Consider the following 13,893-nt stretch of genomic DNA (forward strand, 5'->3'; position numbering starts at 1 on the left):
TCTCGTCACATTCCTCGTCGGGGAGCCGGAGATGCTCCCTGGCCGGCCGCCACCTGCCGCAGATACGGGTTGGTGGCGCGCTCCTGGCCGATGGTCGTCTGGGGGCCGTGGCCGGACAGCACCACGGTCGAGTCGTCGAGCGGCAGGCACACGCGGGCCAGCGAGTCGAGCATCTCGGCCATGTCACCGCCGGGCAGGTCGGTGCGTCCGATGGAGCCGGCGAACAGCAGGTCGCCCGAGAACAGGATCGGCGGGATGTCCGCCGCCTCGGGCATCCCGAAGGTCACCGACCCCTTGGTATGGCCGGGCGCGTGCGCCACGGACAGCTCCAGACCCGCCAGCTCCAGCTTCGCACCGTCGGCCAGCTCCTTGACGTCGTCGGGCTCCCCCACGGTCAGCTCGCCGAGGAGCGGCATCCCGATGGAACGGCCGATTCCCTTCTCCGGGTCGTTCATCATGTACCGGTCGTCGGGGTGGATCCAGGCCGGCACGTCGTGCGCGCCGCACACCGGGACGACCGAGGCCACGTGGTCGATGTGGCCGTGCGTGAGGACGACCGCGACGGGCTTGAGCCGATGCTTTCTGAGCGTTTCCGCGACGCCGTCGGCGGCCTGATGGCCGGGGTCGATGATCACGCACTCCTCACCGGCGGCGGGGGCGACGAGGTAGCAGTTCGTCCCCCAGGCCCCGGCGGGGAACCCGGCAATGAGCACGATCGTCCTTCGTTGTGTCGATACGGGCGGCTGCGGCTGCTGTCAGAGCCTACCGGCGCTGCCGATTCCTCAGCGAACCCATATACGGTACGGGGCACACGCAGGCGGTCGGCGCACAGGCCCCACGCGTACCGGTCGACGTTAGAGACGCATGAGGAGAGAACCCGGTGGTCAGCCAGGAACAGCGGCGGCGTCAGCTCGCCCGTGAGAAGTACTTGCGGCAGCAGCAGCGACGCACTGATGCGCGACGCAAGGCCCGTATCCGCAACTCGGTGATCGCCTCGGTCCTCGGCGTGGTCGTGGTGCTCTCCGTGTCGGTCTACCTGACCAAGCCGTTCGAGGACGACGGCAAGACGGAGAAGGCGGGCGCGGAGGTCACCCCGAGCGCCTCGCCCAGCAAGGCCCCCGACCCGTGCGAGAAGCCGGCTCCGGGCAAGGTCAAGTCGGAGACCTGGAAGAAGGAACCGGCGATGACCATCGACGAGTCCGCGAAGTACACGATGAAGCTGGACACGACCTGCGGCGAGATAGACATCGCGCTGAAGGCGTCGGCGGCGCCCCACACCGTCAACTCGTTCAACTTCCTTCTGGGCAAGGGCTACTTGGACCACAGCAAGTGCCACCGGCTCACCAACCAGGGCATCTACGTGCTCCAGTGCGGCGACCCGCAGGGCACCGGCATGGGCGGTCCCGGCTACACGATCCCGGACGAGAATCTGAAGGACAAGAGCCTCAAGGGCGGGGTGTACCCGGCGGGCACTGTCGCGATGGCGAACCAGTACAACGCGCAGACGAAGCAGGGCCGCGACAGCGGCGGCAGCCAGTTCTTCCTCGTCTACCAGGACAGTCAGCTGCCGCCCGACTACACACCGTTCGGAACGGTGTCCGAGGCGGGCATGAAGGTCCTCAAGAAAATCGCCGACGCCGGAGCCCAGGCTCCCGACCCTCAGACGGGCAACACGGCGCCCAACGCGACGGTCGTGATCAACAAGGCCACGGTCACCGAATCCTGACCCTCAACTGCGTAATTTCGGTCGCGCGGGATGCGGACACGCCCCCCGCCGGTCGCCTATGTTGGCCGTGACGAAACTGTGGACGATGCCCGGGGGTGCTGAGGCCCCTCGCAGGCATCATGTGGAGGAGGCGCTGTGAGCAGCGACCCGTGGGGCCGCGTCGACGAGACGGGGACCGTGTACGTGCGTACGGCCGACGGCGAGCAGGTCGTCGGTTCCTGGCAGGCGGGCTCCCCCGAGGAGGCGCTGGCCTATTTCGAGCGCAAGTACGAGGGCCTGGTTGTCGAGATCGGCCTCCTCGAGAAGCGAGTGAAGACCACCGACCTGTCGGCGAAGGACGCCCAGGCGGCCATCGACCACATCCGGGAACAGGTCGACGCACACCACGCGGTGGGCGACCTGGACGCCCTGCGCGTCCGGCTGGACAAGCTGACCGAGTTGGTGGAGACGCGCCGCGAGGAGCGCAAGGCGCAGCGGGCGAAGCAGTCCGACGAGGCGCGCAAGGCCAAGGAGGCGCTGGTCACCGAGGCGGAGGAGCTGTCGCAGTCCGACCAGTGGCGGGCGGCCGGTGAGCGGCTGCGGGCCCTGGTGGACACCTGGAAAGGGCTGCCGCGGCTGGACCGCAAGTCCGACGACGAGCTGTGGCACCGGTTCTCGCACGCGCGGTCGGCGTTCTCCAAGCGACGCAAGCAGCACTTCGCGCAGCTGGACGCGCAGCGCGAGGAGGCGCGTCGGATCAAGGAGCGGCTGGTCGCCGAGGCCGAGGCGCTGTCGAACTCGACGGACTGGGGTGCCACAGCCGCGCGCTACCGCGAGCTCATGGCCGAGTGGAAGGCCGCAGGCCGCGCCCAGCGTGAGCACGAGGACGACCTGTGGAACCGCTTCCGCGGCGCCCAGGACGTCTTCTTCGCCGCGCGCAGCTCGGTCTTCGCCGAGCGGGACGCCGAGCAGGCGGAGAACCTGAAGCTCAAGGAGGAGCTGGCCGAGGAGGCCGAGAAGCTCCTGCCGATCACGGACCTGAAGGCGTCCCGGGCCGCCTTCCGTACGATCAACGAGCGCTGGGAGGCCATCGGGCACGTGCCGCGCGATGCCCGGCCCAAGGTCGAGGGCCGTATGCACGCGGTCGAGCGGGCCCTCCAGGAGGCGGAGGAGACCGAGTGGCGGCGGACGAACCCGGAGGCACGCGCGCGTGCCGAGGGTCTGACCGGTCAGCTCCAGGCCGCCGTGGACAAGCTGCGGGGCCAGATCGAGCAGGCCCGGGCGCAGGGCAACAACGCCAAGGCCGACAAGCTCGAGCGTGAGCTCGAGGGCCGCCAGGCGCTGCTGGACCAGGCGCTGAAGGGCCTCCAGGAGTTCGGAGGCTGATCAGCCACGCGAAAGGGGGCCCCGTACCGCGCGTACGGGGCCCCCTTTCGCGTGGCCGCCGCTACGACTGCGGCGACCTGTCACGGCCTGTCACGACCTGTTGCGTGCCGACGTCACCCGGTAGACGTCGTAGACGCCCTCCACTCCCCGGACCGCCTTCAGAACGTGGCCGAGATGCTTCGGGTCGCCCATCTCGAAGGTGAAGCGGGAGGTGGCGACGCGGTCGCGGGAGGTCTGGACGGCCGCGGAGAGGATGTTGACGTGCTGGTCGGACAGCACGCGGGTGACATCCGAGAGGAGCCGGGAGCGGTCCAGGGCCTCGACCTGGATGGCGACCAGGAAGACCGAGGACTGGGTGGGCGCCCACTCGACCTCGAGGATCCGCTCGGGCTCGCGGGACAGCGAGTCGACGTTGACGCAGTCGGTGCGGTGAACCGATACGCCGCTGCCGCGCGTGACGAAGCCCATGATGGGGTCGCCGGGGACGGGCGTACAGCAGCGCGCGAGCTTGACCCACACGTCCTCGACGCCCTTGACGACGACGCCCGGATCGGTGCTGGAGCGGCGCTTGCGGCTGCGGCCGCGAGCCGGCGGGATCGACTCGTCGATCTCCTCGGTGGCGGCCTCCTCGCCACCGAGGGCCTGGACGAGTTTCTGCACGATGTTCTGCGCGGAGACATGGCCCTCGCCGATCGCCGCGTACAGCGCGGAGATGTCCGCGTAGCGCATCTCGTGCGCGAGGGTCACCAGGGAGTCGCCGGTCAGGATGCGCTGGATCGGCAGGTTCTGCTTGCGCATCGCCCGGACGATGGCGTCCTTGCCCTGCTCGATCGCCTCGTCCCGGCGTTCCTTGGAGAACCAGGCCCGGATCTTGTTGCGGGCTCGCGGTGACTTGACGAAGCCGAGCCAGTCGCGGGAGGGGCCGGCGCCGGCCGCCTTGGAGGTGAAGACCTCCACCAGGTCGCCGTTGTCGAGGGTGGACTCCAGCGGCACCAGCCGGCCGTTGACCCGGGCGCCTATGGTGCGGTGGCCGACCTCGGTGTGGACGGCGTAGGCGAAGTCCACCGGGGTGGCACCGGCGGGGAGCGCTATGACGTCGCCCTTGGGGGTGAAGACGAAGACCTCGTTGCGAGACAGGTCGAAGCGCAGGGACTCCAGGAACTCGCCGGGGTCCTCCGTCTCCTTCTGCCAGTCCAGCAGCTGCCGCAGCCACGCCATGTCGTTGAGGTGGTCGTCCTTGCTCTTGCCGGACGACTTGGGGGCGTCGGTGCGCACCTTGGAGGCGCCGGCGACGGCCTCCTGCTTGTACTTCCAGTGCGCGGCGATGCCGTACTCGGCTCGGCGGTGCATGTCGAACGTGCGGATCTGGAGTTCGACCGGCTTGCCGCCGGGGCCGATGACCGTCGTGTGCAGCGACTGGTACATGTTGAACTTGGGCATCGCGATGTAGTCCTTGAACCGGCCGGGGACCGGGTTCCATCGCGCGTGCACCGTGCCGAGGGCCGCGTAGCAGTCGCGGACGGTGTCCACGAGGACGCGGATGCCCACCAGGTCGTAGATCTCCGCGAAGTCACGGCCGCGGACGATCATCTTCTGGTAGACGCTGTAGTAGTGCTTCGGGCGGCCGGTGACGGTCGCCTTGATGCGGGCCGCCCGCAGGTCCTGCTGGACCTCGTCGGTAACGATGGCCAGGTACTCGTCGCGCTTGGGCGCCCGCTCGGCGACCAGGCGGACGATCTCGTCGTACATCTTGGGGTAGAGGATCGCGAAGGCGAGGTCCTCCAGCTCCCACTTGATGGTGTTCATGCCCAGGCGGTGGGCGAGCGGCGCGTAGATCTCCAGGGTCTCGCGCGCCTTCTTCTCCTGCTTCTCGCGCTTGAGGTAGCGCATGGTGCGCATGTTGTGCAGGCGGTCGGCGAGCTTGATGACCAGGACGCGCGGGTCCTTGGCCATGGCGACGACCATCTTGCGCACGGTCTCGGCCTGTGCGGCCTCGCCGAACTTGACCTTGTCCAGCTTGGTGACGCCGTCTACGAGCAGGGCGACCACGTCGCCGAAGTCGCGGCGCAGGTCCTCCAGGCCGTACTCGGTGTCCTCGACCGTGTCGTGCAGCAGGCCGGCCATGAGGGTGGCCGGATCCATGCCCAGCTCGGCGAGGATGGTCGTCACGGCGAGGGGGTGCGTGATGTACGGGTCGCCGCTCTTGCGCTTCTGGCCGCGGTGCCAGCGCTCGGCGACCTGGTAGGCGCGCTCGATCTGGCGGAGTGTCGACGTCTCGATCTTCGGGTCGTTGCTGCGCACTATCCGCAGCAGCGGCTCCAGCACCGGGTTGTACGGGTTCGCGCGCTGCACGCCGAGCCGGGCCAGACGGGCGCGGACGCGGTTGGAGGAGCCGGTGCGGGCGGACTGGCTGCCGGACTGGCGCACGGCGGGCGGGGGCGGGACGGGCTTGGGCCGCGACTGCTCGGCGGATTTGTCGACCGGCGCCGACTGGGCGCGCTCGACGGGCCCGCGGGTGTCGTTCTTCGCGTGGGGCGCGTTCGGCGCGGGCTTCGCCGCCGCTGCCGAGGCGGACTCGGGCTTGGCGGCGGTCAGGTGCTGGGCCTCGTCTGGCAAGAGGGCTCCTCGTGCGCGATCCGGGTCCCCCGGTCAGGCTCCGGAGATCCCATGGTAGCCATCCTGGACCCCAGGATCGCCTTCAGGCCAATGTGAGGACCGTCTACCCGGGAAACGGAAGAGGCGGGCGCCGGATTTCTCCGGGCCCGCCTCCGCGGTGTCGTGCCGGTGTCCACCGGGCTGCCGGGGCCTGTCTAGACCGTGAGCAGCGCCTCCAGCGGGGCACCGTTCAGAGTCGGTTCCAGGCGGGCGCGGCCGCTCAGGAAGCCGAGTTCCATGAGGACGGCGAGACCCGCGACCTCGGCGCCGGCCCGGCGGATGAGCTGGACCGATGCCTCGGCGGTGCCGCCGGTGGCGAGGACGTCGTCGACGACCAGGACGCGGTCGTCGGCGGACAGGTCCTCGGCGTGCACCTCGATCTCCGCCGAGCCGTACTCCAGGTCGTAGGCCTGGGCGAGGGTGGCTCCGGGGAGCTTGCCCGCCTTGCGTACGGGGATGAAGCCGAGGCCGGCGCGCACGGCGACCGGGGCGCCGAGGATGAAGCCCCGGGCCTCCAGGCCGACGATCTTGGTGGCGCCGGTGCGCTCGGCGATCTCGGCGAGGGCGTCGGTGAGCGCGGTGAACGCCGCCGGGTCCGCCAGGAGCGGGGTGATGTCCTTGAACATCACGCCCGGCTCCGGGTAGTCCGCCACGTCCCTGATGCGGCTGAGCAGCAGCTCCCTGATGTCGGTCACCGGCGCTTCCCCGAAGGACGGCCACGGCCACGGGTGCGGGACGCGGGCTGGTTGCGCGGGCCGACGACCGCGGGGGTGGCGTCCTCCGGCTCGTCGTCGTACTGGTCGTCGACGACCTCGTTCTCCGGCGTCTCGCCCTTGGCGGTGGCCTGCGCACGCTTGGCGAGTACCCGCTTCTTGAGGGCCTTCAGCTGCGGCTCGCGCTCCTTGAGGTCGGCGACGAGCGGCGTGGCGATGAAGATCGAGGAGTAGGCACCGGCGGCCAGACCGACGAACAGCGACAGCGAGATGTCGTTCAGCATGCCGGCGCCGAGGACACCGCCACCGATGAACAGCAGGCCCGCCACCGGCAGCAGCGCGACCACCGTGGTGTTGACGGAGCGGACCAGGGTGCTGTTGATCGAGCGGTTGGCGACGCCGCTGTAGGTCCAGCGGGTCTGTTTGGTGATGTCCTTCGTCTGTTCCTTGAGGCTGTCGAAGACCACGACCGTGTCGTAGAGCGAGTAGCCGAGGATGGTCAGCAGACCGATCACCGTGCCCGGCGTGACCTCGAAGCCGACGAGGGCGTAGATGCCGACCGTGATGGTGATGTCGTGGATCAGTGCGACGAACGCGGCGAGCGCCATGCGCCACTCGAAGGCGATCGCCAGGTAGATCACCACGAGGATCAGGAAGATGCCGAGGCCCTGCCACGCCTTGTTCGCGATCTGCTCGCCCCAGCTGGGGCCGACCAGTTCGGCGTTGATCTGCTCCGAGTCGACCTTGAGGTCGTCGGCCAGCGTGTTCTTGATCGTGTTCGCCGCGTCGGTGTCGATGCCGGCGACCTGGATGCGCAGGCTGCCGTCACCCAGCTCCTGGACGATCGCGTCGTGACCGGAGGCCCGTTCCGCGTACTCCTCCGCCTGGGACACCGAAGCGCTGGTGTTCTTCGGGGTGTTGAAGACGGCGCCGCCCTCGAACTCGATGCCCATGTTCAGGCCGCGGACCGCCAGGCCGACGATGGCCGTGATGGTGATCAGGATGGACAGGCCGTACCAGATCTTGCGGTTCTTGACGAAGTCGTAGCCGACCTCGCCACGGTGCAGCCGGGCGCCGAGGTTGCCGAGTTTCGACATCTCAGGCCTCCTTGGGGTCGACGGGGACGGCGGGGCGGCGGGTGCGGCGCAGCGGTGGCTGCGCCCCCAGGCTCTTCGGGTCAAGGCCGGACCACTTGTGGCCGTTCGCGAAGAACGGGCGGCGGGCCATCAGCGTCAGCAGCGGCTTGGTGAAGAGGAACACGACGACCACGTCGAGCAGGGTGGTCAGGCCGAGCGTGAACGCGAAGCCCCGGACCTTGCCGACCGTGACGATGAAGAGCACGGCGGCGGCGAGGAACGACACGAAGTCGGAGACCAGGATGGTGCGCCGGGCGCGCGGCCAGGCCCGCTCGACGGCGGGGCGCAGGGTGCGGCCCTCGCGGATCTCGTCGCGGACGCGTTCGAAGTACACGATGAACGAGTCCGCGGTGATGCCGATCGCGACGATGGCACCGCATACGGCCGGCAGGTTCAGCGCGAAGCCGATGGTCGGGCCGAGCAGGGCCATGAGCGTGTACGTGAGCGCGGCGGACGCCAGCAGCGAGAGGATCGCGATGAACGACAGGCCGCGGTAGTAGGCCAGCAGATAGATGACGACCAGCGCGAGACCGATCGCGCCTGCGATCAGGCCGGCGTTCAGCTGGTCACCGCCCAGCGCGGCGGTCACCGTCGTCATGCTGTCCACCTTGAAGGTCAGCGGCAGCGCACCGTACGACAGCATGTTGGCGAGTTCCTGGGCGGACTGCTGGGTGAAGTTGCCGGAGATCTCCGCGTTGCCGCCGGTCAGGGCCTGGCGCACGTACGGGTCGGAGACCACGTCACCGTCGAGGACGATCGCGAACTGGTTCTGCGGCGACTGGTTCTGCGCCAGCTTGCCGGTGATGTCCGCGAACTTCTTGGCGCCCCCGTCTGTGAAGTCCATCGTGACCGTCCAGCCCGCACCGGTCTGGGTGTTCAGGACGGCCTGGGCCTTGTCGACGTCGGTGCCGTCGACCTCGGCGGGGCCGAGGATGTACTTCTGCCACTGACCCTGCGCGTTCTCGCCGCAGGCCAGGGTGGGCTGGGAGGCCTTGACGCCGTCGCCCACGGTGGAGCGGGTCTTCTCGTTGGTGCAGTCGAGCTTGGCGTACTGCTCCTGGAGCTTGCTCGCGTCGTCGGCGGCGGTGCCGCCGGACGCGGACGGGGAGGGGCTGGCCTTCGCCTTGTCCGAGGCGCTCGCGGACGGCGTCGCGTCGGCCTTCAGCGCGTCCGTGACCGCGCGGCCCTGGGTGCTGGGAGAGGCGGACGGGGAGGCGGATCCCTTGTCGGTGGCCTCGGGCTTGTCGGTGGCCTTGCCGGACGGCTGGTCCGAGGGGCTTCCCGTGGGGCTCGGCGAGGGGCTGGCCGCGCCGCCGCCGGAGACCTCGGTGGCGACGACCGGGCGGAAGTAGAGCTTGGCGGTGGTGCCGACCTGCTTGCGGGCCTGCTCGGAGTTCGTGCCCTTGGGGATGTTGACAACGATGTTGTCCCGGCCCTGCGTCTGGACCTCGGCCTCGGAGACGCCCAGACCGTTGACACGGCGCTCCATGATGGAGACGGCGGTGTCCATGTTGGTCTTGTTGATCGCCGCTTCGTTGCCGGCCTCGGGGACCGCGCGGAGCGTGATGCTGGTGCCGCCGGCCAGGTCGATGCCGAGACGCGGGGTGGTGTGCCCCGAGGCGAACATCCCACCGGTGAGCGCCGCGATGGCGATCAGGATCAGGGCCAGCGAGCGCCCCGGCTTGCTCTGGGCGCTCGCGCTCCGGCCCTTTTTAGGTGTGGCCACCTTCTCGTACTCCCTCTCGGGCCGCCTCGCTCCGGATCGGCGGACGGGCGGCCATCACATGGTGTCGGGACTCCGTGCGAGCCGGTCGTGTCCCGGGATGCGCGGGCCGGGCCCGTGCACCCCGGGACGCGACTACTTCGCCTCGGAGCCGCCGTCGGTCTTCTTCGGCTCTTCGTCCGTCTTCGCCTCGCCGGCCGGGGCGTCGTCGGCCGGCTCCTCGGCCGCGTCCTTCTTGCCGAGGTCGACGGCCTTGTCGTCAGCGGTGGCGTCGGCGGCGGAGTCGCCGGTCTCGGTGAGGGAGGAGGCGTCGTCCGGGACGATGTCGGCGTCGGACTTCAGGTCGTGCTCGACGCCGTGGACGATGCGGTTGTACTCGTCGTCGGTGAGGACGGCGCCGATGGAGTTCTTGGCGAAGAGGAGCTCGACGCCCGGGCCGGCGTCGACGAGGACGGTGTCCTCGTTGACCTCCTTGACCGTGGCGTACATGCCCCCGATGGTGCGGACACCGCTGCCGGGCTGCATTTGGTTCCGCATCTCCACGGCCTGCTGCTGCTTCTTCTTGGCCGACCGGGTCATCAGGAACATGGCCCCGATGAGCACGATGAACGGGAGGAGGGTCAGGAGACTCACGGGTCGGTACTTCCTTCACACGACCGCGCTGTGAGCGGCCAGATGGTTGGGGGTGTGTACGCCGCCGGCAAAGGCGGCATCGGCGGAGTCTAAGCGAGTCCGCGCGCATGGAACAACGCTCAGCATGGCACCGGGGTTCCTGCTCCGGCCACTGGCCTCGCCGTCCCGGAGCCGTGACGGCGCCGTCACGCCCCGAACAGGTCCTGTTGTCCGTTTCCGGCAGTCTGGGAGCGGGGCGGGGTGAGGCCGAGATGCGCCCATGCGGCGAGGGTGGCGACCCGGCCGCGCGGGGTGCGGGCCAGCAGTCCCTCCCGTACCAGGAAGGGCTCGGCGACCTCTTCCACGGTCTCACGCTCCTCCCCCACCGCGACCGCGAGCGTGGACAGGCCGACGGGGCCGCCGCCGAACAGCTTGAGCAGGGCTTCCAGTACGCCACGGTCGAGGCGGTCGAGGCCGCGGGCGTCCACTTCGTAGACGGCGAGGGCGGCCTCGGCGATGTCCCTGGTGATCAGTCCGTCGGCCTTGACCTGCGCGTAGTCCCGGACGCGGCGCAGCAGGCGGTTGGCGATGCGGGGCGTGCCGCGGGAACGGCCGGCGATCTCAGCGGCGCCGTCCGGCTCGATCTCGACTTCGAGGAGGTCCGCGGAGCGGTGGATGACCCGCTCCAGTTCGGCCGGTTCGTAGAACTCCATGTGGGCGGTGAAGCCGAAGCGGTCGCGCAGCGGGGGCGGCAGCAGGCCCGCGCGCGTGGTGGCGCCGACCAGGGTGAAGGGGGGCAGCTCCAGCGGGATGGCGGTGGCGCCCGGGCCCTTGCCGACGATGACGTCGACGCGGAAGTCCTCCATCGCCATGTACAGCATCTCCTCGGCGGGCCGGGACATGCGGTGGATCTCGTCGAGGAAGAGGACCTCGCCCTCCTGGAGGGAGGAGAGGATCGCGGCCAGGTCTCCGGCGTGCTGGATGGCGGGGCCCGACGTGATGCGGATGGGGGCGCCCATCTCGGCCGCGATGATCATCGACAGGGTGGTCTTGCCGAGGCCGGGGGCGCCGGAGAGCAGTACGTGGTCGGCGGTGGCGCCCCGCGCGCGTGCGGCGCGCAGGACGAGGTCGAGCTGCTCGCGGACCTTCTCCTGGCCGATGAACTCGTTCAGGTCCTTGGGGCGCAGGGCGGCCTCGACGGCCTGGTCCTCACGGTCGGCGGACGCACCGACGAGCCGCTCGGCGGCTTCGGCGTCGGTCGTGTCGTCCCAGTTCATGGAGTGTGCCTCGGAATCTCGGTACGGGCTATCGGGCGCGGTTCAGGCTCTGCAGGGCCGCCTTCAGCAGTTGGCCCACCTGGGGCGTGCCCTCGGCGGCCTCGGCCTGCGGAGCCACGGCGGCCACCGCCTCGTCGGCCTCCCGGGTCGCGTACCCGAGGCCGATCAGGGCCGCGTGCAGCTGGTCGCGCCAGCCACTGCTGACCGGCGCGCCGACGGAGGGTGCGCCGACCGGCGCGCCGAGCCGGTCCTTCAGCTCCAGGAGCAGCTTCTGGGCGCCCTTCTTGCCGATGCCGGGGACGGCCGTGAGGGCCTTCTCGTCGCCGGTGGAGACGGCCCGGCGCAGGGCGTCCGGGCTGTGCACGGCGAGCATGGCCTGGGCCAGCCGGGGACCGACACCGCTGGCCGTCTGGAGCAGCTCGAAGACCTGCCGCTCGTCGTCGTCCGCGAAGCCGTACAGGGTGAGCGAGTCCTCGCGCACGACCAGGGACGTGTGCAGCTTGGCGGACTGGCCCATGCGGAGCGTGGACAGCGTGTTCGGCGTGCACTGGACGGCCATGCCGACGCCGCCGACCTCGACGACCGCTGCGTCGGGGGCGAGCGCGGCGACCGTGCCGCTGACGAAGGCGATCATGCCGTACGGCCTTTCGATGTGTGCAGGGCGACGGCCTGCTGGAGTCGGTTCTGCGCGGGGGCGCGCCAGATGTGGCAGATGGCGAGGGCGAGGGCGTCGGCCGCGTCGGCGGGCTTGGGCGGTGCGCTGAGCCGGAGCAGGCGGGTCACCATCGCGCCCACCTGGGCCTTGTCGGCCCGGCCGCTGCCGGTGACGGCGGCCTTGACCTCGCTCGGGGTGTGCAGGGCGACGGGGATGCCGCGGCGGGCGGCACAGAGCATGGCGACGGCGCTGGCCTGGGCGGTGCCCATCACCGTACGGACGTTGTGCTGGCTGAAGACGCGCTCCACGGCGACGAATTCCGGCCGGTGTTCGTCCAGCCACTGCTCGATGCCCTGCTCGATGGCGACCAGGCGGTGGCCGAGGTCCGCGTCGGCGGGGGTCCGGACGACGCCGACGCCGATCATGGTGAGCGGCCGTCCGGCGACGCCCTCGACGACGCCCACACCGCACCGGGTCAGTCCCGGGTCCACCCCCAGTACGCGCACGCGCCCTCCCTCTCGCTCACCTGTTTGTGCAGGCTATCGGGTGCCACCGACAACGCGACGGGCCGACGGGGTGTGTCCCGTCGGCCCGTTGGTCCTGCGGAGCCCGCGGCGGCGTTACGCGCCGACCTTCTCCATGACCTCGTCGCTGACGTCGAAGTTGGCGAAGACGTTCTGCACGTCGTCGCTGTCCTCGAGCGCGTCGATCAGCTTGAAGATCTTCTTGGCGCCCTCCTCGTCCAGCTCGACCTGCATGGTCGGGACGAAGTTGGCGTCGGCGGAGTCGTAGTCGATGCCCGCGTCCTGGAGGGCGGTGCGGACCGCGACCAGGTCGGTGGCCTCGCTGATGACCTCGAAGGTCTCGCCGAGGTCGTTGACCTCCTCGGCGCCCGCGTCGAGCACGGCGCCCAGCACGTCGTCCTCGGTCAGCTCGCCCTTGGGGACGATCACGACGCCCTTGCGGTTGAACAGGTACGACACCGAGCCCGGGTCGGCCATGGAGCCGCCGTTGCGGGTCATGGCGACGCGGACCTCGGAGGCGGCGCGGTTGCGGTTGTCGGTGAGGCACTCGATGAGCACCGCGACACCGTTCGGGCCGTAGCCCTCGTACATGATCGTCTCGTAGTCGGCGCCGCCGGCCTCCAGGCCCGCGCCGCGCTTGACCGCGGAGTCGATGTTCTTGTTGGGGACCGACGACTTCTTGGCCTTCTGGATGGCGTCGTAGAGCGTCGGGTTGCCATCGATGTCGGCGCCGCCCATCCGCGCCGCGACCTCGATGTTCTTGATCAGCTTCGCGAAGAGCTTGCCGCGCTTGGCATCGATGACGGCCTTCTTGTGCTTCGTCGTGGCCCATTTAGAGTGGCCGGACATCTGCCTGTCTCCTTCGCGTAACCCATCTCAGCAACGAACGCAGGAATCCTACAAGGACTCGGCCGTCCGGTTGGCGCGCACCATGTCGACGAACAGGGCGTGCACGCGGTGGTCGCCGGTCAGTTCCGGGTGGAAGGACGTGGCCAGAGCGTTGTCCTGACGGACCGCGACGATGTGGCCGTCGTGCTCGGCGAGCACCTCGGCCCGGGCGCCGACGGACTCCACCCAGGGGGCGCGGATGAAGACGCCCTCCACCGGGTCGCCCTCGACGCCCCTGACGCCGACGGCCGCCTCGAAGGACTCGTTCTGCCGGCCGAAGGCGTTGCGGCGCACGATCATGTCGATGCCGCCGACGGTCTCCTGGCCCGAGCGCGGGTCGAGGATCTTGTCGGCGAGCATGATCATGCCGGCGCAGGTGCCGTAGACGGGCATGCCGTCCCGCACGCGCGCGCGAAGCGGGTCCATCACCCCGAACAGGACGGCCAGCTTGGAGATGGTGGTGGACTCGCCGCCGGGGATGACGAGGCCGTCCACCTCGGCGAGTTCTTCGGGGCGCCGCACCGGCCTGGCCACGGCATCGGCCGCGGCCAGGGCGACGAGGTGCTCCCGTACGTCGCCCTGGAGGGCCAGGACGCCGATCACAGGTGCTTCACTCATG

At 70.0% G+C, this 13,893-nt stretch carries 13 protein-coding genes; 2 read left to right on the forward strand and 11 right to left on the reverse strand.

Annotated elements, in window-relative coordinates:
• Positions 1 to 5: 5 nt before the first annotated feature.
• Positions 6 to 713, reverse strand: coding sequence for an MBL fold metallo-hydrolase (locus QC385_RS39665; protein WP_279546263.1), 708 nt, complete (start codon positions 711 to 713; stop codon positions 6 to 8).
• A 167-nt stretch (positions 714 to 880) separates the two neighbouring features.
• Here QC385_RS39665 and QC385_RS39670 point away from each other — a divergent pair, with 167 nt between their 5' ends.
• Positions 881 to 1,726, forward strand: a complete 846-nt coding sequence (locus QC385_RS39670) for a peptidylprolyl isomerase (protein ID WP_279546264.1) — start codon at positions 881 to 883, stop codon at positions 1,724 to 1,726.
• Between the two features lie 135 nt (positions 1,727 to 1,861).
• Positions 1,862 to 3,091 (forward strand): DUF349 domain-containing protein, encoded by a 1,230-nt coding sequence (locus QC385_RS39675; protein ID WP_279546265.1) that lies wholly within the window; start codon positions 1,862 to 1,864, stop codon positions 3,089 to 3,091.
• 90 nt (positions 3,092 to 3,181) lie between these two features.
• Here the strand turns inward: QC385_RS39675 and relA are convergent, their stop codons facing one another.
• From relA to pdxT, 10 genes are all read right to left on the reverse strand, one after another.
• Entirely contained in the window at positions 3,182 to 5,707 is a 2,526-nt protein-coding gene (gene relA, locus QC385_RS39680; RefSeq protein ID WP_279546266.1) for a GTP pyrophosphokinase, read from the reverse strand.
• 194 nt (positions 5,708 to 5,901) lie between these two features.
• Positions 5,902 to 6,441 (reverse strand): adenine phosphoribosyltransferase, encoded by a 540-nt coding sequence (locus QC385_RS39685; RefSeq protein WP_279546267.1) that lies wholly within the window; start codon positions 6,439 to 6,441, stop codon positions 5,902 to 5,904.
• A complete protein-coding gene (secF, locus tag QC385_RS39690; protein ID WP_279546268.1) occupies positions 6,438 to 7,556 on the reverse strand; it encodes a protein translocase subunit SecF in 1,119 nt (372 codons plus the stop codon). The genes QC385_RS39685 and secF overlap by 4 nt, the downstream gene beginning before the upstream one ends.
• Before the next feature lies 1 nt (position 7,557).
• A complete protein-coding gene (gene secD / locus QC385_RS39695) occupies positions 7,558 to 9,321 on the reverse strand; it encodes a protein translocase subunit SecD (protein ID WP_279546270.1) in 1,764 nt (587 codons plus the stop codon).
• A gap of 132 nt (positions 9,322 to 9,453) precedes the next feature.
• Positions 9,454 to 9,951, reverse strand: coding sequence for a preprotein translocase subunit YajC (gene yajC, locus QC385_RS39700; RefSeq protein ID WP_279546271.1), 498 nt, complete (start codon positions 9,949 to 9,951; stop codon positions 9,454 to 9,456).
• Between the two features lie 185 nt (positions 9,952 to 10,136).
• Entirely contained in the window at positions 10,137 to 11,207 is a 1,071-nt protein-coding gene (gene ruvB / locus QC385_RS39705) for a Holliday junction branch migration DNA helicase RuvB (protein ID WP_279546272.1), read from the reverse strand.
• Between the two features lie 28 nt (positions 11,208 to 11,235).
• The gene (gene ruvA, locus QC385_RS39710) at positions 11,236 to 11,841 is read right to left on the reverse strand and encodes a Holliday junction branch migration protein RuvA (RefSeq protein WP_086841039.1); all 606 of its coding nucleotides are present in this window, start codon (positions 11,839 to 11,841) and stop codon (positions 11,236 to 11,238) included.
• Positions 11,838 to 12,368 (reverse strand): crossover junction endodeoxyribonuclease RuvC, encoded by a 531-nt coding sequence (gene ruvC / locus QC385_RS39715; RefSeq protein ID WP_184597237.1) that lies wholly within the window; start codon positions 12,366 to 12,368, stop codon positions 11,838 to 11,840. Before ruvC ends, ruvA begins: the two co-directional genes overlap by 4 nt.
• A gap of 114 nt (positions 12,369 to 12,482) precedes the next feature.
• Complete coding sequence (locus tag QC385_RS39720; protein ID WP_150479796.1) at positions 12,483 to 13,235, reverse strand: YebC/PmpR family DNA-binding transcriptional regulator; 753 nt, start codon at positions 13,233 to 13,235, stop codon at positions 12,483 to 12,485.
• Between the two features lie 48 nt (positions 13,236 to 13,283).
• Positions 13,284 to 13,892, reverse strand: a complete 609-nt coding sequence (pdxT, locus tag QC385_RS39725) for a pyridoxal 5'-phosphate synthase glutaminase subunit PdxT (RefSeq protein ID WP_279546273.1) — start codon at positions 13,890 to 13,892, stop codon at positions 13,284 to 13,286.
• Position 13,893: the final 1 nt, after the last annotated feature.

It is taken from the genome of Streptomyces sp. DH10, from assembly GCF_029813805.1.
Classification (GTDB): Bacteria; Actinomycetota; Actinomycetes; order Streptomycetales; family Streptomycetaceae; genus Streptomyces; species Streptomyces coeruleofuscus.

Excerpts from the sequence above, each read along its gene's own strand:
- secF (WP_279546268.1), bottom strand. The coding sequence starts at position 7,556 with ATGTCGAAACTCGGCAACCTCGGCGCCCGGCTGCACCGTGGCGAGGTC.
- ruvB (WP_279546272.1), bottom strand. The coding sequence starts at position 11,207 with ATGAACTGGGACGACACGACCGACGCCGAAGCCGCCGAGCGGCTCGTC.
- ruvA (WP_086841039.1), bottom strand. The coding sequence starts at position 11,841 with ATGATCGCCTTCGTCAGCGGCACGGTCGCCGCGCTCGCCCCCGACGCA.
- QC385_RS39720 (WP_150479796.1), bottom strand. The coding sequence starts at position 13,235 with ATGTCCGGCCACTCTAAATGGGCCACGACGAAGCACAAGAAGGCCGTC.
- pdxT (WP_279546273.1), bottom strand. The coding sequence starts at position 13,892 with ATGAGTGAAGCACCTGTGATCGGCGTCCTGGCCCTCCAGGGCGACGTA.